Below are 22,604 nucleotides of genomic sequence, written 5' to 3' on the forward strand. Positions count from 1 at the left end.
TAGAAACCTCAGGGGTTGGACCGATAAAGTCCCGGATGGTAACAAAAGCTATTCCGGGCGTCAGCCGCCAAGTTCACTGAACCCTGTGAGGAAGTGTGGCCCGATGAAGCGCTGCGGCAGTTCGAACTCGTCGCGGTACTCCACATCCACCAGGTACAGGCCAAACGGATGCGCCGTGACGCCGCCCGTGCGGCGAATGCGGCTTTCCAGCACTTCCCTGGCCCATTCCACCGGGCGCTCGCCGGTGCCGATGGTCATCAATACGCCCGCAATGTTACGCACCATATGGTGCAGGAAGGCGCCGGCGCGGATGTCCAGCACGATCATCTTGCCGTGGCGAGTCACCCGCAGGTGGTGGACTTCCTTGATCGGCGACTTGGCCTGGCACTGGCCGGCACGAAACGCACTGAAATCATGCACCCCTACCAGATGCTGCGCAGCCTCGGCCATGCGTTCGGCATCCAGCGGACGGTGGTTCCAGGTGATTTCTTCGTTGAGGTGCGCGGGACGGATCTGGTCGTTGTAGATCACATAGCGATAACGCCGGGCAATCGCCTTGAAGCGCGCATGAAAGTGCGCAGGCATGACCTTGGCCCAACTTACGCTGACGTCATGGGGCAAATTGATATTGGCGCCCATCACCCAGGCCTTCATCGTGCGTTCGGCCTGGGTATCGAAGTGCACCACCTGGCCGCAGGCATGCACACCGGCATCGGTACGCCCGGCACACATCAACGACACCGGGGAGTCAGCCACTTTCGACAGCGCCTTCTCCAGGGTTTCCTGCACCGTCAGCACGCCTGACGCCTGGCGCTGCCAGCCGCGATAGCGCGAGCCTTTGTATTCCACGCCGAGGGCGATGCGGTAAAAGCCAGCGGCCGCCATTTCGGCGGCCGGGTTATCTATATTTGCCAAGAACTGAGAGCCTGATGAGTTACGCGAAGGCGGCCATTATAAATGCGCCAGCTGCGTGGCGTGCGCTTTTGTTGGGGATTGACCTTCCCACACCGCACCTGCATCAACCTTCAGATTTTGCCGAGCATTTCCTTGGCCTCGCCGCGCTGCGCCTCATCACCTTCGGTGAGCACTTCAGAGAGAATGTCCCGCGCGCCGTCGGCATCCCCCATGTCGATATAGGCCTGGGCGAGGTCTAGCTTGGTGGCGACTTCATTCGTACCGGACAGGAAATCGAACTCCGGCTCATCATCGCCCAGCGCCGCGTCCTCAGCGGTAAAGGAAGGTTCGATGGGCGGACTTTCCAGGCTCTGGGACAGGCGATCCAGCTCGGCGTTGACATCGTCCAGCTCCGAAGCGAAGGCATCCGGCTTGGCGGCTGCTTCTGGCTCATCCGCCAGGGACAAGTCGAAATCCTCCGGCAAATCGAAGTCATCCAGCGCCGATGGGGTCAGCGTCGGCGGCTCCACGGCAGACACATCCTTCATCTGGTCCTCAAGACCGGAAAGGAAGTCGTCGTCGGATTGCTCGGACGCCGGGTCATTGAGTTGCAGGTCCAGGTCGAAGTCCGACAGGTCTTCCTCGCCGGCCTTGGGCGCCGATTGCTGCTCCAGGAGCGCTGCAAACGTCTGCTCGTCGTCCAGGCTGGCTGGCGAAGCCGCCTCCAGCTCATCCAGGCTCAGGTCGAAATCGGTGTCGAGTGCATCGGGCTCGGCGGCCGGGGCAGCCGGTTTGTCTTCCAGCAGGTCCTTGACGTACTGAGCGTCAAGGGCCGCGGCGGCAACCGCGGCACTGACGCCCGCCGCCAATACCGCCATCGCAGGAAAGCGCGACTTGAGCTGCTCGACCTGGGCATGGTTTTCACCATTGGCCACCAGTTGACGCTCCTGGGTCACGAAACCGTCCTTGTCGCTTTGCAGGCCGTAGACTTCCATCAGCTTCAACCGCAGGTCGCTGCGCTTGGGCTCGTGCTTGATCGCTTGCTCCAGCACATCGGCGGCCTGGTTCAGATGACCACGGTCGATATGGGACTGGGCTTGCGCCAGGGCATCGTTGGCGTTTTGCGGGGCCACGGCAGCGGCCAGCGGCGCGAGCACGGAGGCAACCGTCGGAACCGCTACCGCCGGCGCAACCACTGGAGCAGGTGCCGGAGCGGCTGCCAGCTTGACGTTCGGCGGCGGCACTTCGAGGCCTTCGAAACTGTCCGACGGCAGGTCCTGTTCGATGCTTGAGGTAAATTCCGGCTCTTCAGCCAGCGCCCGCGCCATGCGCAAGTGCTTTTCCTCTTCACGGCGGGCGTTGCGATGGCGCGCCCACAACAGCAGGAGCAGCAACACCACCAGGCCAGCCGCACCGCCGATCACACCGAGGACAACCGGATTGGTCAGCAGATCATTGAACTTGCCTTCCGTGGTGTCAGGTGCCGTGGCCGGCGTAGCTGCCTCAGGTGCCGGCGCCGCCGGGGTTGGCGTTGGCGCGGCGGCCTGTGCAGCGGGTGCGGCCGGCGTGGCGGCCGGGTCGCTTGCCAGCTGTGCGGGCATCGCTGCCGTCGCCGCTACGGCCGGGGCACCTTTGTCTGCCTGCAAACGGGCCAGTTGATCGTTTTTCAGTTGAATCAACTTTTGCAGTTTATCCAACTGGCTTTGCAGATCTGCCGCACGGCTCTTGAGTTCTTCGTTATCGCGGCGGGTGGTGTCCAGTTGCTCCTGGGTCATCGCCAGCTTGTCACTCAAGACCTGGCTGTCACCGGCCTTGCCCTTGCCGCCCTTCCTGGCTGCTTCAGCCGAGACCAGGCTCAGGTTGTCCTGGGTATTGGTGGTCGACGGCGCATTGCCGGCCTGGGCACGCTTGGTGGCGTCCAGTTGCTGCTTACCGGCCGCCTGATTGGTCGCCCCGCGCCGACCCTGGCGCCAGGCGGCATTTTGTACCCTCACTTCGGCGATTGCCTGAGGCTGCGGCAACGCCGTGCTTTGTACAGTGTCCGGCAGGCGCAGCACCTGGCCGGTTTTCAGGCGGTTGATATTGCCGTCGACAAAGGCGTCGGGGTTGAGTGCCTGAATGGCCAGCATGGTCTGCTGCACCGAGCCGCCATTGCGGTGCTTCTGCGCAATTTCCCACAGGGTGTCGCGGGACGTGGTGGTGTGCTGGGCCGGCTTGCTCACAACGGGCGCAGTGCGGGCGGGCGTTCCCACGCGCGGTGCAGGTGCTGCGGGGGTCGAAGCCGACTGGTCGAACTTGGCAGGGTCGAGCAACACGCTGTAGTCGCGCATCAAGCGGCCATTGGGCCATTGCACCTGCAGCAGGAAACGTACGTAGGAATCCGGCAGCGGCTTGCTGGAGGTGACGCGCACCACGCTGCGACCGCTGGGATTGATGACCGGGGTAAACGTCAGGTCATCGAGAAACGCCTGGCGATCGACGCCCGCGTCCACGAACGCCTGGGATGAGGCCAGGCTCGGGGTGATCTCGGACGCCGTGAGGCCACCGACATCGAGCAATTCGATTTCCACCGACAACGGCTGGTTCAACTTCGACTTGAGGGTCATTTCCCCCAACTGGAGCGCCTGCGCCATACCGGAGGACAGCGCCGAGGCGGCCGCTATTGCTAACACCAGTTTGCGAACTTGAACCATAGCCTCATCCTTTGTTTGAACACTCCCCGGCCTGCGAGAAGGTTGGTAACCGCTTGCCATAAGGCATGGCGAGCCGATAGGTCACCGACGCGCAATTGTTCCTGCTTGGGGCCAAGCATAGCGCCTGGTTAGAATCAATCTACAAATTGCCGCCAAGTATCTTTTACGCAAGGCGTTTTATCAACAACTGCGCCAGTTGCACGGCGTTAAGGGCGGCGCCCTTGCGTACGTTATCTGACGTCAGCCACAGATTTAGTTCAGCCGCGTCATCCACTCCCGCGCGCACCCGGCCTACATAGACCACATCCTGGCCCACTGCGTCGCCCACGGCTGTAGGGTAATCCCCCTCTTCTACCAGCTCGATACCCGGCGCGGCCTCCAATGCGCGGTTGACGGCGGCAAGATCGACCGCCGCGCCCAATTGCAATGACACAGTCAGGCTATCGCCAAAAAACACCGGGGCTTGAACGCAAGTTGCGGAAATCTTTAGCAAAGGTAATTCCAGGACTGCGCGCAGTTCGTGAACCAGGCGCTTTTCCAGGGTGGTATGCCCTTGGGCGTCTGGCGTGCCGACTTGTGCCAACAGGTTGAAGGCCATTTGCCGGTCAAAGAACTTAGGTTCCAGAGGGCGCACATTCAGGAGCTCGGCGGTCTGACGTGCCAATTCGCTGACGGCTTCGCGGCCCTGGGCAGACACTGCCAGGCTGGCAGTGACGGCGACACGCTGGATGTCCAGCAAGCCGCGCAACGGCGCCAGCACCACCGCCAGGTTGGTGGCCGACGGGCTCGGGCTGCCGAGCTGGAACGGTTTTTCCAGACCGTCGAGGACGTGGGCATTGGCTTCCGGCACCACCTGGGGCGCCTGCTCGGCGGGCAAGGCTCCCGACAAGTCGATCACCGAGCAACCCGCCGCCGTGGCTCGCGGCGCGAAGCTCAGGGTGACTTCCGGGCCTGCGGCGAAGAAGGCCAGTTGCACCTTGCTGAAATCGAATTCGTCGACCTCCTTGACCCGTACGTTCTTGCCGCGAAACGGTACCGAGGCGCCAGCAGAGTTACTGCTCGCCAGCAGGTACAGGGTGCCCACCGGGAATTCCAGCTCTTCGAGAATCTGCACCAGGGTTTCACCAACGGTGCCGGTGGCACCGATCACGGCAATTTCAAAGGTCTGGGTCATGGGGGCTGCCTCGGGCATTGCGGGGGGAGCGGCACTTTACCGGGTGGCCGGGAGCGAGGCAATTAACCTGGGTCTGGTGAAGTGGCTGATGGCCCTATCGGGGCATAGGTATCTACACAACTTCCAGTGAATACGGAACCTATGGCAATTAGGCTTCTGTGGTGAGCGGGCTTGCCCCGCGCTGGGTTGCGAAGCAGCCCCAATAAGGTCAACGCAGAGTGCCAGAATCAATCGAGGTGAAGGTTTTGGGGTTGCTTCGCAACCCAGCGCGGGGCAAGCCCGCTCACCACAGAGTTATGTGTCAGCCTTTAAGAGTTGTGTAGATACCCATGGCTATCGGGGGCAAGCCCCCTCCCACATTCAACCGAGTTCCAACCTTGAAATGCTGTTCACTGTGGGGAGGGGCTTGCCCCGTTAGCGCCCGAAAGAACAATAAAAAACCCGCGCCTGTCACCAGAACGCGGGTTTCTATTATTGCTTCAAGCGATCAACGCTCCAGCAAGATCCGCAACATGCGACGCAACGGCTCGGCCGCGCCCCACAGCAGTTGGTCGCCGACGGTGAATGCGCCCAGGTACTGGGTGCCCATGTTCAGCTTGCGCAGACGGCCCACTGGTACATTCAGGGTGCCGGTGACCTTGGTCGGGCTCAGTTCCTGCATGCTGATGTCGCGGTTGTTCGGCACCAGCTTGACCCAGGGGTTGTGCTGGCTGATCAGCCCTTCGATATCGGCGATCGGCACGTCTTTGTTCAGCTTGATGGTCAGCGCCTGGCTGTGGCAGCGCATGGCGCCGATGCGCACGCAGATGCCATCCACCGGGATCGGGCTCTTGAACCGGCCGAGGATCTTGTTGGTCTCGGCCTGGGCCTTCCACTCTTCGCGGCTCTGGCCGTTCGGCAGCTCTTTGTCGATCCACGGGATCAGGCTGCCGGCCAATGGCACACCGAAGTTCTCGGTCGGGTAGGCATCGCTGCGCATGGCTTCGGCCACACGGCGGTCGATGTCGAGGATCGCGCTGGCCGGGTCGGCCAGTTGATCGGCGACGGCGGCGTGGGTCGCGCCCATCTGCTTGATCAACTCACGCATGTTCTGCGCGCCGGCGCCGGACGCCGCCTGGTAGGTCATGGCGCTCATCCACTCGACCAGGCCGGCTTCGAACAGGCCGCCCAGGCCCATCAGCATCAGACTGACGGTGCAGTTGCCGCCCACATAATTCTTGGTGCCGGCATCCAGTTGCTGGTCGATGACCTTGCGGTTGACCGGGTCGAGGATGATCACGGCGTCGTCCTGCATGCGCAGGCTCGAGGCGGCGTCGATCCAGTAACCCTGCCAGCCGGCTTCACGCAGCTTGGGGAAGACTTCGCTGGTGTAGTCGCCACCCTGGCAGGTGAGGATCACGTCGAGGGTCTTCAGCTCTTCAATGCTGTAGGCGTCCTTGAGCGGGGCAATATCCTTGCCCACGGACGGCCCTTGGCCACCTACGTTCGAAGTGGTGAAAAACACCGGCTCAATAAGATCGAAATCCTGCTCTTCCAGCATCCGCTGCATGAGCACGGAACCGACCATACCGCGCCAACCGATCAGACCTACACGTTTCATCGCAACTACACCTTGTTAAAAAGTGGGCCGCCTTGCAGCAACAACTGCAAGCGGGCCCGAGAGATTACAGATTCCGCAGCGCGGCGACTACTGCGTCGCCCATTTCCTGCGTACCCACCTTGGTGCAACCCTGCGACCAGATGTCGCCGGTGCGCAAGCCCTGGTCCAGCACCAGGCTCACGGCCTTCTCGATCGCATCCGCAGCGTCGCTCAGGTTGAAGCTGTAACGCAGCATCATCGAGACCGACAGGATGGTCGCCAGCGGGTTGGCAATGCCCTGGCCCGCGATGTCCGGCGCCGAGCCGTGGCAAGGCTCGTACATGCCCTTGTTATTGGTGTCCAGGGACGCCGACGGCAGCATGCCGATGGAACCGGTGAGCATCGACGCCTGGTCGGACAGGATGTCGCCGAACAGGTTGTCGGTGACGATCACGTCGAACTGCTTCGGCGCACGGACCAATTGCATGGCGGCGTTGTCGACGTACATGTGGCTCAGTTCGACGTCCGGGTAATCCTTGGCCACTTCTTCGACGATTTCGCGCCACAGTTGGCTGGAGGCCAGGACGTTGGCCTTGTCCACCGAGCAGACCTTCTTGCCGCGTACACGGGCCATGTCGAAACCGACGCGGGCGATACGGCGGATTTCACTCTCGCTGTACGGCAGGGTGTCGTAGGCCTGGCGCTCGCCATTCTCCAGCTCGCGCACGCCCCGTGGCGAGCCAAAGTAGATACCGCCGGTCAGTTCACGCACGATCAGGATGTCCAGGCCCGCCACCACTTCCGGCTTCAGGCTCGACGCATCGGCCAGTTGCGGGTAGAGGATCGCCGGGCGCAGGTTGCCGAACAGGCCAAGTTGCGCGCGGATTTTCAGCAGGCCGCGCTCAGGGCGGATATCACGCTCGATCTTGTCCCACTTCGGGCCACCCACGGCGCCCAGCAGCACGGCATCGGCGGCGCGGGCACGGTCCAGGGTTTCGTCGGCCAGGGGCACGCCGTGCTTGTCGATGGCAGCGCCGCCGATCACGTCGTGGCTCAATTCGAAGCCCAGGCTGTACTTGCTGTTGGCAAGCTCCAGGACCTTGACCGCTTCGGCCATGATTTCCGGACCAATACCGTCGCCAGGGAGAATCAGAATCTGCTTGCTCATGGGTTCCTCATTTCATCGAGCGACCTGCCCGTGGGCAGGTCGGGAAAATTAATCAGCGTTCGGCCCAGACCACCAGCACGTCGGTGCTGAAGGTGCCGTCGGCCTGAATCTCGTAGTAATCGCGCACTTCCTGGCCCATCGCCTGCTGCAGCTCCAGGATCGCGGCGCGCAGCACCTGCGGTGTGCGCATGCGTTCGACCCACGAGGTGTATTCCAGGCGCAGGCGCTGGCGGCTGCTGTTGCGTACGTGCAAACCGGCTTCGCTGAGCTGGCGCATCCATTCGGCGGCGGAGTAGTCACGCACGTGGCTGGTGTCGCGCAACACTTCGACGGTTTGCAGGTAAGTGTCCAGCAACGGGCTGCCCGGTGACAAGACATCGACAAACGCCGCCACGCCGCCCGGCTTGAGCACGCGGCGCACTTCGCGCAGGGCCACGCCGAGGTCGCTCCAATGGTGCGCCGAATAACGGCTGAACACGAAGTCGAATTCGCCATCGGCAAACGGCAGGCGCTCGGCGGCGCCGTTTACGGTGCTGATATTGGTGAGACCGCGATCTTGCGCAGCGGCGGCCACCACATCGAGCATCTGCTGGGACAGATCGTAGGCCACCACTTCCTTGACCAATGGCGCCACATGGAAACTCACATGACCGGCACCGCAGCCCAGGTCCAGCAGTCGTGCACCGCCCTGCCCGGCCAGTTCGGCCTGGAGCAGCGCGAATTCGGTGCCTTGGGCGTGCACGGCACTGCTCAGGTAGGCAGACGCCTGTTCGCCGAATTGTTTTTGCACGACTTGGGTGTGGGCGGTGCTGGTCATGGTGGCATCCTTCAAGGGTTGTGTTGCTGGTACCGGCCTACATCAATTTATGCGTCACGAAACAACCAGGGCTGGCTCACCCGGTGCCTGGCTTCGAACGCGGCAATCGCATCGCCGTCCTGCAAGGTCAGGCCGATATCGTCCAGGCCGTTGATCAGGCAGTGCTTGCGGAAGGCGTCCACCTCAAAGTGGTACACCTTGCCGTCCGGACGGGTCACGGTTTGCGCAGCCAGGTCGATGGTCAGCTGGTAGCCCACATCGGCTTCCACTTGCTTGAACAGTTCGTCGACTTCTTCGTCGGTCAAGATGATCGGCAACAGGCCGTTCTTGAAGCTGTTGTTGAAGAAGATGTCGGCATAGCTCGGCGCGATGATGCTGCGAAAGCCATATTCTTCCAGGGCCCACGGCGCGTGCTCGCGACTGGAGCCGCAACCGAAGTTTTCCCGGGCCAGCAACACGCTGGCGCCCTGGTAGCGCTCGGCGTTGAGCACGAAGTCCTTGTTCAGCGGGCGCTTGGAGTTGTCCTGGTAGGCGTAGCCCACGTCCAGGTAGCGCCATTCGTCGAACAGGTTGGGGCCGAAACCGGTGCGTTTGATGGACTTCAAGAACTGCTTGGGGATGATCTGGTCGGTGTCGACGTTGGCACGGTCCAACGGCGCGACCAAACCGGTGTGTTGGGTAAAAGCTCTCATCGGGTTTTCCTCAGATCAATTCGCGAACGTCGATGAAACGACCGTTGACGGCAGCGGCGGCGGCCATGGCGGGGCTGACCAGGTGGGTACGGCCACCGGCGCCCTGACGCCCTTCGAAGTTACGGTTGGAGGTCGACGCGCAATGCTCGCCCGACTCCAGGCGGTCCGGGTTCATCGCCAGGCACATCGAGCAGCCCGGCTCACGCCACTCGAAACCGGCTTCGAGGAAGATCTTGTCCAGGCCTTCGGCTTCAGCCTGGGCTTTAACCAGGCCCGAGCCTGGCACCACGATGGCCTGCTTGATGGTCGAAGCGACTTTGCGGCCCTTGGCGATAACCGCCGCAGCGCGCAGGTCTTCGATCCGCGAGTTGGTGCAGGAGCCGATAAACACGCGATCCAACTGTATGTCGGTGATCGCCTGGTTGGCCTTCAAGCCCATGTACTTCAAGGCGCGCTCGATGGAACCGCGCTTGACCAGGTCGGCTTCCTGCGCCGGGTCCGGCACGTTCTGGTCGACGGCCAGGACCATTTCCGGCGAAGTGCCCCAGCTGACCTGCGGCTTGATCTGGGCAGCATCGAGTTCAACCACGGTGTCGAACACCGCATCGGCGTCTGACACCAGGTCTTTCCAGGCTTCAACCGCGGCGTCCCAATCGGCGCCTTGCGGAGCAAATGGGCGCCCCTTCACGTATTCAACGGTTTTCTCGTCCGCCGCCACCATGCCCACGCGAGCACCGGCTTCGATGGACATGTTGCAAATGGTCATGCGGCCTTCGATGGACAGGTCGCGAATGGCGCTGCCGGCAAACTCGATGGCATGGCCGTTACCGCCGGCGGTGCCGATCTTGCCGATCACGGCGAGCACGATGTCCTTGGCGGTCACGCCGAACGGCAAGGTGCCTTCGACACGCACCAGCATGTTCTTCATTTTCTTGGCGACCAGGCACTGGGTGGCGAACACATGCTCAACCTCCGAGGTGCCGATGCCGTGGGCCAGGGCGCCAAACGCACCGTGGGTGGAGGTGTGGGAGTCGCCGCAGACCACGGTCATGCCCGGCAAGGTGGCGCCCTGCTCCGGGCCGATCACGTGGACGATCCCTTGACGCACGTCATTCATCTTGAATTCGGTGATGCCATATTCGTCGCAGTAGTCGTCGAGAGTCTGGACCTGCAAACGCGACACGGTGTCGACAATGGCATCGATCCCGCCCTTGCGCTCCGGGGTGGTCGGTACGTTGTGGTCCGGGGTGGCGATGATCGAGTCGACGCGCCAGGGCTTGCGCCCGGCCAGCCGCAGGCCTTCGAACGCTTGGGGCGAGGTCACTTCATGGATGATGTGACGGTCGATATAGATCAGCGACGAGCCATCGTCGCGCCGTTTCACTTCATGGGAATCCCAAAGCTTGTCGTAAAGCGTTTTGCCGGCCATCAGTCGGTCCTCATCAGCGGTGTTTCTATGCGCCGGGCTTTTCAATAACCCTTTGGCTTGTGAGGCTGATGGTATGGCGCTACATTAAATAACTCAAATTCATATTTTTTATGCTTTGAATTACCAACTGGAATACACCCATGGACCTGGCCAACCTCAATGCCTTTATTGCCATCGCCGAGACCGGCAGCTTCTCAGGTGCCGGTGAACGCCTGCACCTGACCCAACCGGCCATCAGCAAGCGCATCGCCGGCCTGGAACAGCAATTGAAGGTGCGACTGTTCGATCGCCTGGGCCGTGAAGTCGGCCTGACCGAAGCCGGCCGGGCCTTGCTGCCGCGCGCTTATCAGATTCTCAACGTGCTGGACGACACCCGCCGCGCCCTCACCAATCTCACCGGAGAAGTCAGCGGCCGCCTGACCTTAGCCACCAGCCACCATATCGGCCTGCATCGTTTGCCTCCGATCCTGCGTACCTTCACCCGGGAATACCCGAATGTGGCGCTGGATATTCAGTTTCTCGATTCGGAAGTGGCCTACGAAGAAATCCTCCACGGCCGCGCCGAAGTGGCAGTGATCACCCTGGCGCCCGCCCCCCATCACCTGGTACGCGCCACCCCGGTGTGGGACGACCCGCTGGATTTCGTGGTGGCGCCGGAGCACAGCCTCACCGGCAACCGCGACGTCAGCCTGGCCGATATTGCCGGCCACCCGGCGGTTTTCCCTGGCGGTAATACCTTTACCCACCATATTGTCAGCCGACTGTTCGAGGCCCAGGGCCTTACGCCGAACATCGCGATGAGTACTAACTACCTGGAAACCATCAAGATGATGGTCTCCATCGGCCTGGCCTGGAGCGTCTTGCCGCGCACCATGCTCGATGATCAGGTGGCGAGTATCGCTTTGCCGGGCATACAACTCAGTCGCCAGCTAGGCTATATCGTGCACACCGAAAGGACGCTGTCGAACGCTGCGCGGGCGTTCATGAGCCTGTTGGATGCACAGGTGGATCTGCCAGTGATACCGGTATGACGCCGTGCGGCCCCAGGTTGTGAATAAAACCGCGCTGTTTGCCCATCGAGCCAAGGCCCTTTGATAATGCGCAACCCTGTCGACCCTCTGCCTCCCCTGCCCCGTATCTACGCTCTGGACCCCCAGCAGGCGGAACAAAGCTGGGACAGCGCCCCGCAACTGCTGGCAGCCCTGAATGCTGCCCGGCTGGGCGCGTGGTGCTGGGAAATCGACACGGGCCGTATCAGCTGGTCACGGGGCACCCAGGCGCTGTTCGGCTTCGACCCGCGCCAACCACTGCCCAAGGACCTGGACTACCTCGACCTGCTGGCGCCCTCGGATCGCTCCCGGGTGGTGCGAGCCTTTCATGCGGTACTGGCCGGCGAGCCGTTCGAGCAGGCCATGCACCATCACATCCAATGGCCGGACGGCACCCATCACTGGCTGGAGATCAACGGCAGCCTGGCACCGGACAAGGCCGGCCGGCGCCGTATGATCGGCGTGATCCGCGAAACCACTCGCCAGCGCGAGCGGGAGCACGCCCTCAGCCATTCCGAAAAACGCTTCGCCACGCTGTTTCACCTGTGCCCGAACATGGTGCTGTTGACCCGCCAGTCCGACGGCCTGATCAGCGAAGCCAACCAGTATTTCGAGATGCTCTTCGGCTGGCCGGTGGCCGATGCCATCGGCCGCAGCACCCTGGACCTGGGCCTGTGGAGGCACCCCGAACAACGTGCGCAGCTGGTCCTGGCCACCCAGCGCAAGGGTGAACCCATCACCATGGAAGTGCAGTTCTGCGCCAGCAACGGCCAGATCCACGATGGCACCCTCAGTGCACAAAAGGTCGAACTGGAGGGCGAGGCTTATTTGCTCAGCACCTTTCTCGACACCACCGAGCGCAAAAACGCCGAAAATGCCCTCAAGGACAGCCAGGAGCGCCTGGACCTGGCCCTGGACTCGGCGCAACTGGGCACCTGGGACTGGCATATCCCCACCGGCATGCTCTACGGCTCGGCCCGCGCCGCTCAACTGCACGGCCTGCCACCCGAGCCCTTCCATGAATCCTTCGAGGCGTTTTTCGAGGGCATGCCCAGGCAAGAGCGCGAGAACATGCGCAACGCTTATCGCACCCTGCGCGAAGGCCCGGCCGGCAATTACCAACTCACTTACCGCGTGCCAGTGGAAGACGGCAGCTCGCGCTACCTGGAAAGCCGCGCCCGCCTCTACCGCGACGAGCAAGGGGCGCCGCTGCGCATGGCCGGCACCCTGCTGGACATCACCGACCAGGTGGAACGCGAACAACGCCTGACCGCCTCCGAAGAAAAGTTCGCCAGCCTGTTCCAGGCCAGCCCCGATCCCATCTGCGTCACCTGCCTGGACAGTGGCGGGTTCATCGAGATCAACCCCGCCTTCACCCAGACGTTTGGCTGGACGGCGGCCGAGGTGATCGACAAGAGCGCCGAGCAGATCGGCCTGTGGGACGAGTCAAGCAAGCGCCTGCAGCGTATCGAACAGGTGATTCGCGACCAGGCGTTGAGCAATGTGGCCATCGTGGTGCACCACAAGAACGGCCAAACCCTGACCTGCATGATTTCCAGCCGGCTGATCAAGGTGGGCGACCAGCCGTGCATCGTCACCACCTTGCGCGACATCACCCAGCAACAACGCTCGGAGGCCGCGCTGAAGGCCAGCGAGGAAAAATTCGCCAAGGCCTTCCATTCCAGCCCCGACGCCATCTCCATCACCGAGCGCGACACCGGCCGTTATGTGGAGGTCAACGATGGCTTCTGCCGCCTCACCGGCTACCGTGCCGAAGAAGCCATCGGCCTGACGCTGTACCAGATCGGCATCTGGGCCGATGAAAACCAGCGTTCCGCCTTGTTGGCCGAATTGCAGATCAAAGGGCGCATCCCTCACCTGGAAATGCTCTGGCACAACAAGCGCGGCGACGTATTGGCGGTAGAAGTCTCGGTCGAGCCGATCACCCTCAATGAAACCCCGTGCCTGCTGCTGACCGCGCGGGACGTGAGCCTGCTGAAAAACGCCCAGGCTCAGATCCGTCACCTGGCCTATCACGACCCGCTGACCAACCTGCCCAACCGCGCGCTGCTGATGGATCGCCTGAGCCAACAGATCGCCTTGCTCAAGCGCCATAACCTGCGCGGTGCCCTGCTGTTTCTCGACCTCGACCATTTCAAGCACATCAACGATTCCCTCGGCCACCCGGTGGGCGACACCGTGCTGAAAATCGTCACCGCGCGCCTGGAAGCCAGCGTGCGCATGGAGGACACGGTGGCGCGCCTGGGCGGCGATGAGTTCGTGGTACTGCTCAGCGGCCTGGATGGTACGCGCACTCAAGTCAGCACCCAGGTGCAGGAACTGGCCGATACCCTGCGCGAATTGCTTTCGGAGCCGATGTTCCTCGATGGCCATCGCCTGCAGGTCACGCCAAGCATCGGCGTGGCGTTGATTCCCGACCATGGCACGACCCCGGCGGACCTGCTCAAGCGCGCCGACATCGCCCTGTACCGGGCCAAGGATTCGGGGCGCAACACCACGCAGATGTTCCACAACAGCATGCAAAAGGCCGCCAGCGAGCGCCTGCGCATGGAAACCGACCTGCGCCTGGCCCTGTCGCGCGGCGAGTTCAGCGTGCATTACCAGCCCCAGGTGGATGCGCGCGGCAACAAGATCGTCGGCGCCGAGGCCCTGGTGCGTTGGCAGCATCCGCAGTTGGGCGCGCAGTCGCCGTCCGAATTCATCAAGGTCCTGGAAGACAGCGGCCTGATCCTCGAAGTGGGTACCTGGATCCTCGATGAGGCCTGCGCCGCCTTTGCACAGCTGATTGCCGAAGGCTTGGTGGACCCGTTGAATTTCAGCCTGTGCGTGAACATCAGCCCCCGGCAGTTTCGCCAGAACGACTTTGTCGAACGGGTGGAGCGCAGCCTCAAGCGGCATCAACTGCCCTGCAACCTGCTGAAACTGGAAATCACCGAAGGCATCGTGATTCAGAACCTGGACGACACCGTGGCGAAGATGCGCCGCCTGAAAAAGCTCGGTGTCAGTTTTGCCATGGATGACTTCGGTACCGGCTACTCATCGCTGACGTACCTCAAGCGCCTGCCGGTGGATGCACTGAAGATCGACCAGTCCTTCGTACGCGACGCGACCCATGACCCCAACGACGCCGAAATCATCCGCGCCATCGTGGCCATGGCCCGCAGCCTGAACCTGACAGTGATTGCCGAAGGCGTGGAAACCCCGGAACAACTGGCATTCCTGCAAAAGCTGGGCTGCCATTTGTTCCAGGGGTATTTGCACAGTCGGCCACTGCCGATCGAAGGATTTCGGCGGTTGTTGGGCTAGCCCTTACACCAGCTTCAACGCAGTGAGCGTTTTGCGCCGCCAGGGCGACTCGTTCAAGGCGTACTTTTGCCCATACAGGTCCAGCATCCCTTTGACGACCACCACGGAATGCCAACCGTCTGCAATCGTACCGATTGCACCGTTGACCAACTCCTCGACAGTGCCGTTACGGATGTAACCGAACAGGCCCAGGCGCTGGAGAGCCTCACCGGGGTATTCGCCATCGTTGAGGGTTTCCAGGGCCGCCGTAAAGCTTCTCCCCGCACGGAAATCGTTGTTCTCCAACTGCGCCCGCTTGGCGCTGCAGGCATAGAGGAAGTTGGCGTAATCCAGCAATACCGGGTTGCTGCCATAGAAGTTCGACGCGGCGGTAGCCTGCCTCAGTTCCTCATGGCTCAAGCGCAACCGGAAGCCATCACGCATGGTCACTTCGCATCCGGCTGGCGTTCTGTAGATGGCCGTGTAGATGCCTTCGGGGAAACGGGTGATAGCCGCCTTGATCGCCGACACCGTCACGCAATTGCCCTCCACACCTTGATAAAAACCGCTCCAGATATCGGCGTGCCGGATACTTTCCGATACCTGAGCCAGGCCCCTGTCACGCTGCGGTGGCGTCTCACGATCATCAAACAGCACATAACCGTAACCTTCGCCGTGCGTGTGATTGGCGCCGCCCACCACGAGCGCCGCTCCGAAGTCATGGGTCTGGCGGACCCAGGCCAAATCCCTGCCGACCATGTCGCGAGCGGCAACCCATCGCGACAACCCATACACGCCCATTCCCTCCAGGCAACGCTTGCTTGTCTCGCCCTCAAGGGTCTTCGCCAGGGCGGCGTCGAACGTCGCGTAGCCGCCCAGTTGCTGCTTGCGCTTTACAAAGGCCGCCAACATGAAGTTGGCGTGCTTCAGCGCATCAGGGTCCTGCCCTGTGAACCTTGACGCCCGGGTGACCTGCTCAAGCTCTGCCTGGGACACATGCACCCTGTATTGATCCTTCATGGTGACGGCATAACCTTCACCCGCTTGGGTTACCTGCTGGAAAACATCGGAGGGACGCGGGCCGAGGGTCATCATCATCAGTTTGATAACCGCCACGTGAGTACTGCAGTCCCTATTTTCGCCGAATCGACGCTCGGCGGCTGCGAATGCATTCACGGGCCCATCAAGGCTCATCCCGGCCCCGGAGCGGACAATACTTGAACCATGCTCAGGCAGCCGTTTTGCCATGACCGTGCGATGCCCCTCAATCAAAGTGTTCATCGGACTGCTCACTCAAGGCTGGACGAAAACGTACAGCCAGGGCACTGGCCGCACCTCTTGCACGCGCACATCACACCAATGCGATGGCATCCCCACGGGTCGGCGCGGAACCCTGGCGCCCATACATCTCTTCGCGGCCATTGATCACCGCCACGGAATGGAAGGCTCGATTGCACATGCCCAGCTGCCCCCTGGCGAGATCTCGCACACTCACCCTCTTCATGTGCTTCCTGAGGCCCAGACGCAGGAAACCCTCGCCTGGCCCAAACTCATCCTCCCCATTGTTCAAGCTTCTCACTCCGGCGAGATAACTGCGGCTCGCCCAGCCGTCGTTGTTTTCCATCTGTGCACGCTTGGCACTGACGGCGAACAGGAATTGCGCGTCCTTGAGCATGCCTTTATCGCGGCCGATAAAACGCGAAGCCGCGGCGCCAATTTTTAACTCTTGATCCGTCAAGTTAAGTACAAAATCATCGCGCATCGTCACCCGGTAACCATCACTTGTCTTGCTCACCTCTTTATAGATATCCGTTGGACTTTGGCCGAACTTGTACATGGCTGCCTTGATGGCCGATACCGTGACACAGTTACCATCCGGGCCTTGACGAAACCCACTCCAGATATTGTCAGGTTTTGCGCCATTACGTTTATCCGACAGGTTCGGTATAGGCACATACTGTTTGGGTTGCGGCTCCGGCGGCACGACGGGCTCGACGGTCGGATTTACCTGAGGGCGCGGCGTACTATCGGGAACCAACTTATCCGTTTTACTCGTTAGAAGATTAAATAACTGCGTAAAAAACGAAGTGAACAACGTAATAACGCTGGCAGCCGGATCTGGATCGGCTCCTATCGCCGCCTGACCGCGTGGCCTGCCTGCGGTAACAGATGCAGCGCCTGTGCCAAACTCGATAGATTTAAATCGATAGGAAGGTGCAGGTTCGTTGACGGCCGCCGGCAAGTTTCTGTTATACGCCAGACGAACATTCACTACGCGCGCAATATTATGAATCGAACAATACGACATGGTGTTCACTCCACTTTCTGAGTATTTCTCCAAGCGCTGTGCCGCCCGGAGAAACACCGTTTTATTTATCCAAGAAGTTTCGACGCAATGGCAGGAATCAGTTTCCTAACCGACGACGGTTGATAAAGGCCCACCCCTTGAAGTCAGTCTCATTTTCAGCAGGGCCAGGACTGGTGACGTCCGCTTCGGGCTTTGGCTGATCGGGAATATCCTTCTGCCTGTTATCGGTCGAGGTCAGGGTGTTTGTGTCAGGTCGCGGTGTAGTTCCGGGCAGGGGCGTCGATTCAAGCCGGTGCAGCGCGCCAGGATGGATGCCTGAAGACTTGGCTTTGGAGGGTGGTGTCACCTTGGCGTCAGGAGCCTTGGTGTCCGGCACCTTGGCGTCCGGCACCTTGGCGTCCGGCACCTTGGTGTCCGGCACCTTGGCGTCCGGCACCTTGGCGTCCGGCACCTTGGTGTCCGGCACCTTGGTGTCCGGCACCTTGGTGTCCGGCACCTTGGTGTCCGGCACCTTGGCGTCTGGCACCTTGGTGTCCGGCACCTTGGTACCGGGCAACTTGGTGTCCGGCAGCTTCGTATCCGTCGCCCTGTTGTCCGGCATCTTGGTGTCGTGCCGTGGAGTCACGTCGAGCCTGTGCACCGGGTGAGCATTAAGCCGTACCTCAGGCCTGATGGGCGGCACCTTGGCATCGGGTTGTGGAGTCACCCCGGGGGTGGGCACCGAAGGAGGATTGACCCGTCCTCCGTCGCGCTCCACATGGGTATCAGGACAGTGACAATTGCCGATATTGAGTTCCACCTTGACCTGCGCATTCGAGTCGTTGCTCACGTTGACACGGGGCACAGGGACCGACTGAAGCGTCCCTTTGTCGACTTTCACTGTCAGCTGATTCGTCGTATCCGATGTAGCCCTGGGCGTTGTGCCTGGTTCCCCCTTCACTTTCAATTGGGTCGCCAAGTCCGGGGTGGTCCCCGGCAACTTGGCTGGTTCCGCCTTTGCTTTCAGCAGGGTCGTCATATCCGGCGTGTGCTTGGGTGTTTTATCGGAATGTGTGGTCAGGGCAGGCGTCATGTTTCTCACCGACACCATCTCACGCATGGTTTTGAAGACTTGCTCAAGCATGTCGAACAATTTTGAAAATGCTCCGGCGTTGATCATCATTTCACCGTGAGGCGCTCGGGCGACGTCAGGCCGAAGCGCAGGCGAAATCCATACTGGATCCGCCTTGGAAGAACTCAGCGGTTCATTGGTTTTAAGAGGTGTCGATGGCAGCAAGTGGTGACGCGGGGTCTCAACCTTTACAGAGGGTGAACCATTAATCGAGATGGACATAAATACGCTCCTTAGTGGGCGCCCCTCCCCGGCGGTTAACACCAGGAGTGGCGATAGGATTTATAGATACTGGAAAACAACAGCGCTGCCTTACAGTCCCTACTTCGTGGAGCGTGAGACTATCGAGTTCCAGAAATCGCGCCTCACATAAGGAAACCAACGCAAACTTTCAGACTTTACCCCATGGTCATTCCAAGAAAACCTTGATTCATCGCACACCGGCGCCGCACTAACAGACATACCCACTCATAAAGTGCTGGACATGCAATTAAGAGACATAACTGAACACACCACTAATAGTTGAACTGTGATAATTCACACGCACAGAACCTCCACCCGCAATCATCAAAGCGTCGCAGGAACAGTCACCAAAACATGCAGAATGATTCAGTCATTATCCAAAGACTTTTAAACGCAGAAGGCTCCTTGTCTTTCGACAAGGAGCCTTCTGTGAAACATATCAGGCGTTCGACACAGCGCTTTAAGAGGTCAGGCTGCGACCGGAGTATCCATCCCCAACAACCGGCTGACCTGCTCCAGTTCGGTCTCGCGGCGCAACGCGGTAAACAGCGCGACAGCTTCGGGGTAGTTGCGCGTCAGCATTGCCAGCCACTGCTTCAACCGGCCAGGGGCCTGGCGCTCGGTCAACTGTGCGACCGACTGGGTCCAGAAGTCCTGGAGCATGGGTTGCATTTGCGCCCAGGTCATTTCCACGACGTCTTCGCCTGCACGCGCGGCGGCGATTTGCCGGGCCAGGTCCGGGCGCGCCACCAGGCCGCGACCGAGCATAATGTCTTCGACACCACTGATCTCCCGACAGCGCCGCCAGTCTTCGACGCTCCAGATATCGCCGTTGGCGAACACCGGCACCTTGACCACCTCCTGCACACGCGGAATCCACTCCCAGTGGGCGGGCGGTTTGTAGCCATCGGTCTTGGTACGCGCATGCACCACGATATGCGCCGCACCGCCTTCGGCCAGGGCCGTGGCACACACCAGCGCGCCATCCGGGCTGTCGAAGCCCAGGCGCATCTTGGCGGTCACCGGGATATGGGCAGGCACGGCACGGCGCACGTGTTCGACGATCCGGTTGAGCAGCTCCGGCTCTTTGAGCAGCACCGCACCGCCGCGGGATTTATTGACGGTCTTGGCCGGGCAGCCGAAGTTCAGATCGATCACCTCGGAACCCAGCTCGCAGGCCAGGGCGGCGTTTTCCGCCAGGCATACCGGGTCGGAACCGAGCAATTGCACGCGCAACGGCACACCGGCTGCGGTGTGGGCGCCGTGCAGCAGTTCCGGGGCGAGCTTGTGGAAATACGCGGGGGTGAGCAAGCGGTCGTTGACGCGGATGAACTCGGTCACGCACCAGTCGATACCGCCCACGCGGGTCAACACGTCCCTCAGGATGTTGTCGACCAACCCCTCCATGGGCGCCAAAGCAATTTGCATGGAAAACACTCAACAAAAATCGTGGCGCAGTTTACTGGGTTTCCCGCGGCAACCGTTAACCCCCTGTCAGGGCGGGACCATAACCGTCGAGAAATTCGGCCGGCATGCGCTTGGGCCTGCCGCTGGACAATTCGATGCAGACAAAGGTGGTGTGAGCCCGCAGCAAGGTGGCACCGTCACGCGGGCGTACCAGCTGGAAACGACGGGTCATCTTCAGGCGCCGGTCCCAATCGACGATCCAGGTGGCCAACTGCAACTCGTCGCCTTCGTAGCCTGCCGCGAGGTAATCGATTTCATGGCGCACCACGGCCATGGCACGGTCCAGGCGGCGGTACTCGGTGAGGTCCAGCCCCAGACGCTGCGAATGGCGCCAGGCGCAGCGCTCGAGCCAGGACACGTACACCGCGTTATTGGCGTGCCCCAGGCCGTCGATGTCTTCAGGGGCGACCTGCAGATCGATGATAAACGGCGTTGCCAAATCCCAGCCCATGCCTTGCTCCAGTCGATTGATGTCGGCGGGAGCAGTGTATCAGGCGGTTTGCCGGTCCTGTAGACGACGGCCGGCCAACAGCGCCAGTACGCCCTCGATCACCCGGGGATCGGCCAGCACTTTCTGGTGCCCGCCCTGCTCCAGGCGCAGCAGGCGGCTGTCGAACCAGGCTTCGTGGATGGCTTGAGATGCCTTGACCGGAACAAAGGTATCGTCCTCGGCGTGCACGACCAGGCCAGGGATGTTCATTTGGTAGTGCGCCACATCCAAGTGCTTGAGCGGCATTCCGAACGCCAGCTCCACCTCCTGGATAAACGCCGAGCGTGCCCGCGCCGGCAGACCGACCATCGTGGTAAAGCCGCGCAGCACATCCAGGAAGCGCGACGGGGCGGCGATGCTCACCAACGCCTCGGTACGCAGCCCCAACTGCACTGCCAGCATCGCACTGGCGCCGCCCATGGAATGCCCGATCACGGCGTGCAGCGGCGGCAGTTCGGCAGCCGCCTCCAGCATGGCTCGGGCGAACAGCAGCACGTGAGCTTCCCGTCCCGGCGAACGACCATGGGCCGGACCGTCCAGGGCAATCACGGCGTAACCGTTGCCTACCAACGCGGTGATCAAGCTGGCGAACTGGGTTGGCCGGCCTTCCCAGCCGTGCATCAACAACACCGCAGGGCCTTGGCCCCAGCGCAGGGCCGACAGGCCGAAACGCAAGGTGATGCGCTCCGATTGCGCCAGCAGCGGCAGCTCCCAGTCACGTGGCGGCAGGTCGCGCGGCGTCATGAAGGCACGCCGCATCTTGTTGGCCACGGTTTGCGGTGCCAGGTGTCCAACGGTGCCGTTGAAGCGACGAATCCAGGTTAACGCGCCCATCCTCGCACCCTCTTCTAACGCACAGCCGACTTGGCCGCGCGTAACACTCGGTCCGACAACTCGCCCGGCCCCAGGGCACGCGCCAAGGCCAGCCCGCCGATCATCAACGCCATATCAGCCAAGGCTTTGTCAGTGTCTTCGGGACTCGCGGCAAGCTGGGCCGCCATCAGTTCCACATGCTCGCTCAGCGCCTCGCGGAAGGCGTCCGGCAGCCGCGCCATCTCGCCCACTGTGGCCGGTATCGGGCATGCCTGGACTGTTGAATCGCGGTGCTTGCGTGACAGATAAAACGCCGCCACCAGGCCCCTGCGCTCTTCTCCCGTCAGCTGTGCGTCCATATCGTCGATAGATGCACGCCGCCGCGCCAACAACTGGGTGAACGCCTCCAGCATCAAGGCGTCCTTGCTTTCAAAGTGTGCGTAGAAGCCACCGACGGTCAGCCCCGCCGCGCCCATGACTTCGCCCACACTAGGCTCGGCCGGACCACGCTGGGTCAATGCAGCGCTGGCGGCTTGCAGAATACGTTCGCGGGTTTGCGCTTTTTTATCGCTCATCGTTGCCTCCGACTTTCATGGGTTGAATATTATTACCATAATAATATTTGGCAAGCGACAAGCATGACCACTGGTCAGCAAAGCAAAGGGAATGGGGGGAGAGAATTGGCCAAACGCCAGACAAACAAAAGGGCCATTCAATAATTGAATGACCCTTAAAAATCCCGCAGAGCGGGTAATCGTGGCGTCCCCTAGGGGACTCGAACCCCTGTTACCGCCGTGAAAGGGCGGTGTCCTAGGCCACTAGACGAAGGGGACACAAACCTTCTATACACCTGATCAGCGCTGAGAACTGATCTGATTCAAGGACGGTGTGGCCAGACCTTGAACCTGTAAATTGGTGGAGCTAAACGGGATCGAACCGTTGACCTCTTGCATGCCATGCAAGCGCTCTCCCAGCTGAGCTATAGCCCCGGATTTTTCGCCTCGCGGCGCAGCAGACCTTTCGAACTGCTTGTTGAAACTGGCGTCCCCTAGGGGACTCGAACCCCTGTTACCGCCGTGAAAGGGCGGTGTCCTAGGCCACTAGACGAAGGGGACAAAACCTTCTGTACAACTGACCAGCGCTGAGAGCTGATCGATTCAAGGACGGTGTGGCCAGACCTTGAACCTGTAGATTGGTGGAGCTAAACGGGATCGAACCGTTGACCTCTTGCATGCCATGCAAGCGCTCTCCCAGCTGAGCTATAGCCCCTCATCGGTGAGGACGGGGCGAATCTTAATGGCGGTTTGGAAAGGTGTCAAATTTATTTTCAACATTTTCCAAAATTTTTTGCCGGGATAACAATCACTTACC

Annotated in this window: 17 protein-coding genes and 4 tRNA genes; 2 read left to right on the top strand and 19 right to left on the bottom strand. The window is 61.2% G+C overall.

Features of this window, described 5'->3' with window-relative positions:
• Positions 1-60 precede the first annotated feature (60 nt).
• From truA to leuC, 8 genes are all read right to left on the bottom strand, one after another.
• A complete protein-coding gene (truA, locus tag F6S08_RS21040; protein WP_027604074.1) occupies positions 61-885 on the bottom strand; it encodes a tRNA pseudouridine(38-40) synthase TruA in 825 nt (274 codons plus the stop codon).
• Between the two features lie 140 nt (positions 886-1,025).
• Positions 1,026-3,587 (bottom strand): FimV/HubP family polar landmark protein, encoded by a 2,562-nt coding sequence (locus tag F6S08_RS21045; RefSeq protein ID WP_315872288.1) that lies wholly within the window; start codon positions 3,585-3,587, stop codon positions 1,026-1,028.
• Between the two features lie 163 nt (positions 3,588-3,750).
• Entirely contained in the window at positions 3,751-4,761 is a 1,011-nt protein-coding gene (locus tag F6S08_RS21050) for an aspartate-semialdehyde dehydrogenase (RefSeq protein ID WP_065925094.1), read from the bottom strand.
• Between the two features lie 487 nt (positions 4,762-5,248).
• Positions 5,249-6,361, bottom strand: coding sequence for an aspartate-semialdehyde dehydrogenase (gene asd, locus F6S08_RS21055; RefSeq protein ID WP_027604071.1), 1,113 nt, complete (start codon positions 6,359-6,361; stop codon positions 5,249-5,251).
• A 64-nt stretch (positions 6,362-6,425) separates the two neighbouring features.
• Positions 6,426-7,508 (bottom strand): 3-isopropylmalate dehydrogenase, encoded by a 1,083-nt coding sequence (gene leuB, locus F6S08_RS21060; protein WP_017530190.1) that lies wholly within the window; start codon positions 7,506-7,508, stop codon positions 6,426-6,428.
• Positions 7,509-7,560: 52 nt separating this feature from the next.
• The gene (locus F6S08_RS21065; protein ID WP_074847322.1) at positions 7,561-8,325 is read right to left on the bottom strand and encodes a class I SAM-dependent methyltransferase; all 765 of its coding nucleotides are present in this window, start codon (positions 8,323-8,325) and stop codon (positions 7,561-7,563) included.
• A 47-nt stretch (positions 8,326-8,372) separates the two neighbouring features.
• Positions 8,373-9,017, bottom strand: a complete 645-nt coding sequence (gene leuD, locus F6S08_RS21070; RefSeq protein WP_065925092.1) for a 3-isopropylmalate dehydratase small subunit — start codon at positions 9,015-9,017, stop codon at positions 8,373-8,375.
• Between the two features lie 10 nt (positions 9,018-9,027).
• Complete coding sequence (gene leuC, locus F6S08_RS21075; protein ID WP_027604068.1) at positions 9,028-10,446, bottom strand: 3-isopropylmalate dehydratase large subunit; 1,419 nt, start codon at positions 10,444-10,446, stop codon at positions 9,028-9,030.
• Positions 10,447-10,586: 140 nt separating this feature from the next.
• Between leuC and F6S08_RS21080 the strand changes: the two genes are divergently transcribed.
• Positions 10,587-11,477 (top strand): LysR family transcriptional regulator, encoded by an 891-nt coding sequence (locus tag F6S08_RS21080; protein ID WP_065925091.1) that lies wholly within the window; start codon positions 10,587-10,589, stop codon positions 11,475-11,477.
• A 66-nt stretch (positions 11,478-11,543) separates the two neighbouring features.
• The gene (locus F6S08_RS21085) at positions 11,544-14,822 is read left to right on the top strand and encodes an EAL domain-containing protein (protein ID WP_065947092.1); all 3,279 of its coding nucleotides are present in this window, start codon (positions 11,544-11,546) and stop codon (positions 14,820-14,822) included.
• A gap of 3 nt (positions 14,823-14,825) precedes the next feature.
• On the opposite strand, the gene F6S08_RS21090 is transcribed toward F6S08_RS21085, so the two are convergent.
• From F6S08_RS21090 to F6S08_RS21140, 11 genes are all read right to left on the bottom strand, one after another.
• Positions 14,826-16,082, bottom strand: coding sequence for a hypothetical protein (locus F6S08_RS21090; protein ID WP_065925089.1), 1,257 nt, complete (start codon positions 16,080-16,082; stop codon positions 14,826-14,828).
• Between the two features lie 70 nt (positions 16,083-16,152).
• On the bottom strand, positions 16,153-17,109 hold the full coding sequence (locus tag F6S08_RS21095) for a hypothetical protein (RefSeq protein WP_315872289.1): 957 nt from the start codon (positions 17,107-17,109) through the stop codon (positions 16,153-16,155).
• Between the two features lie 97 nt (positions 17,110-17,206).
• Positions 17,207-18,442 (bottom strand): hypothetical protein, encoded by a 1,236-nt coding sequence (locus F6S08_RS21100; RefSeq protein WP_315872290.1) that lies wholly within the window; start codon positions 18,440-18,442, stop codon positions 17,207-17,209.
• A 489-nt stretch (positions 18,443-18,931) separates the two neighbouring features.
• Positions 18,932-19,891 carry a tRNA dihydrouridine synthase gene (locus F6S08_RS21105; protein WP_137212883.1) on the bottom strand — a complete coding sequence of 320 codons (960 nt, stop codon included), beginning with the start codon at positions 19,889-19,891 and terminating at the stop codon, positions 18,932-18,934.
• Positions 19,892-19,946: 55 nt separating this feature from the next.
• Complete coding sequence (locus tag F6S08_RS21110; RefSeq protein WP_065925086.1) at positions 19,947-20,381, bottom strand: acyl-CoA thioesterase; 435 nt, start codon at positions 20,379-20,381, stop codon at positions 19,947-19,949.
• Positions 20,382-20,420: 39 nt separating this feature from the next.
• A complete protein-coding gene (locus F6S08_RS21115) occupies positions 20,421-21,254 on the bottom strand; it encodes an alpha/beta hydrolase (protein ID WP_065925085.1) in 834 nt (277 codons plus the stop codon).
• Between the two features lie 14 nt (positions 21,255-21,268).
• Entirely contained in the window at positions 21,269-21,808 is a 540-nt protein-coding gene (locus F6S08_RS21120) for a TetR/AcrR family transcriptional regulator (RefSeq protein WP_027604060.1), read from the bottom strand.
• Between the two features lie 182 nt (positions 21,809-21,990).
• Positions 21,991-22,066: transfer RNA gene (locus tag F6S08_RS21125), tRNA-Glu, on the bottom strand.
• An 80-nt stretch (positions 22,067-22,146) separates the two neighbouring features.
• Positions 22,147-22,222 (bottom strand) — tRNA-Ala (locus F6S08_RS21130).
• 50 nt (positions 22,223-22,272) lie between these two features.
• Positions 22,273-22,348, bottom strand: a tRNA-Glu gene (locus F6S08_RS21135).
• Between the two features lie 78 nt (positions 22,349-22,426).
• Positions 22,427-22,502: transfer RNA gene (locus tag F6S08_RS21140), tRNA-Ala, on the bottom strand.
• Positions 22,503-22,604: the final 102 nt, after the last annotated feature.

This window comes from Pseudomonas sp. JV449 (assembly GCF_032424295.1).
Taxonomy (GTDB): Bacteria; Pseudomonadota; Gammaproteobacteria; order Pseudomonadales; family Pseudomonadaceae; genus Aquipseudomonas; species Aquipseudomonas marginalis.

What these genes read in the sequence shown, in the direction of transcription:
- F6S08_RS21085 (WP_065947092.1), top strand. Translation starts at nt 11,544, where the DNA reads ATGCGCAACCCTGTCGACCCTCTGCCTCCCCTGCCCCGTATCTACGCT.
- F6S08_RS21100 (WP_315872290.1), bottom strand. Translation starts at nt 18,442, where the DNA reads ATGTCCATCTCGATTAATGGTTCACCCTCTGTAAAGGTTGAGACCCCG.
- leuD (WP_065925092.1), bottom strand. Translation starts at nt 9,017, where the DNA reads ATGAGAGCTTTTACCCAACACACCGGTTTGGTCGCGCCGTTGGACCGT.
- F6S08_RS21105 (WP_137212883.1), bottom strand. Translation starts at nt 19,891, where the DNA reads ATGCAAATTGCTTTGGCGCCCATGGAGGGGTTGGTCGACAACATCCTG.
- F6S08_RS21095 (WP_315872289.1), bottom strand. Translation starts at nt 17,109, where the DNA reads ATGTCGTATTGTTCGATTCATAATATTGCGCGCGTAGTGAATGTTCGT.
- F6S08_RS21065 (WP_074847322.1), bottom strand. Translation starts at nt 8,325, where the DNA reads ATGACCAGCACCGCCCACACCCAAGTCGTGCAAAAACAATTCGGCGAA.
- F6S08_RS21120 (WP_027604060.1), bottom strand. Translation starts at nt 21,808, where the DNA reads ATGAGCGATAAAAAAGCGCAAACCCGCGAACGTATTCTGCAAGCCGCC.
- truA (WP_027604074.1), bottom strand. Translation starts at nt 885, where the DNA reads ATGGCGGCCGCTGGCTTTTACCGCATCGCCCTCGGCGTGGAATACAAA.
- leuC (WP_027604068.1), bottom strand. Translation starts at nt 10,446, where the DNA reads ATGGCCGGCAAAACGCTTTACGACAAGCTTTGGGATTCCCATGAAGTG.
- F6S08_RS21050 (WP_065925094.1), bottom strand. Translation starts at nt 4,761, where the DNA reads ATGACCCAGACCTTTGAAATTGCCGTGATCGGTGCCACCGGCACCGTT.
- F6S08_RS21080 (WP_065925091.1), top strand. Translation starts at nt 10,587, where the DNA reads ATGGACCTGGCCAACCTCAATGCCTTTATTGCCATCGCCGAGACCGGC.
- F6S08_RS21110 (WP_065925086.1), bottom strand. Translation starts at nt 20,381, where the DNA reads ATGGGCTGGGATTTGGCAACGCCGTTTATCATCGATCTGCAGGTCGCC.
- leuB (WP_017530190.1), bottom strand. Translation starts at nt 7,508, where the DNA reads ATGAGCAAGCAGATTCTGATTCTCCCTGGCGACGGTATTGGTCCGGAA.
- F6S08_RS21115 (WP_065925085.1), bottom strand. Translation starts at nt 21,254, where the DNA reads ATGGGCGCGTTAACCTGGATTCGTCGCTTCAACGGCACCGTTGGACAC.
- asd (WP_027604071.1), bottom strand. Translation starts at nt 6,361, where the DNA reads ATGAAACGTGTAGGTCTGATCGGTTGGCGCGGTATGGTCGGTTCCGTG.
- F6S08_RS21090 (WP_065925089.1), bottom strand. Translation starts at nt 16,082, where the DNA reads ATGAACACTTTGATTGAGGGGCATCGCACGGTCATGGCAAAACGGCTG.
- F6S08_RS21045 (WP_315872288.1), bottom strand. Translation starts at nt 3,587, where the DNA reads ATGGTTCAAGTTCGCAAACTGGTGTTAGCAATAGCGGCCGCCTCGGCG.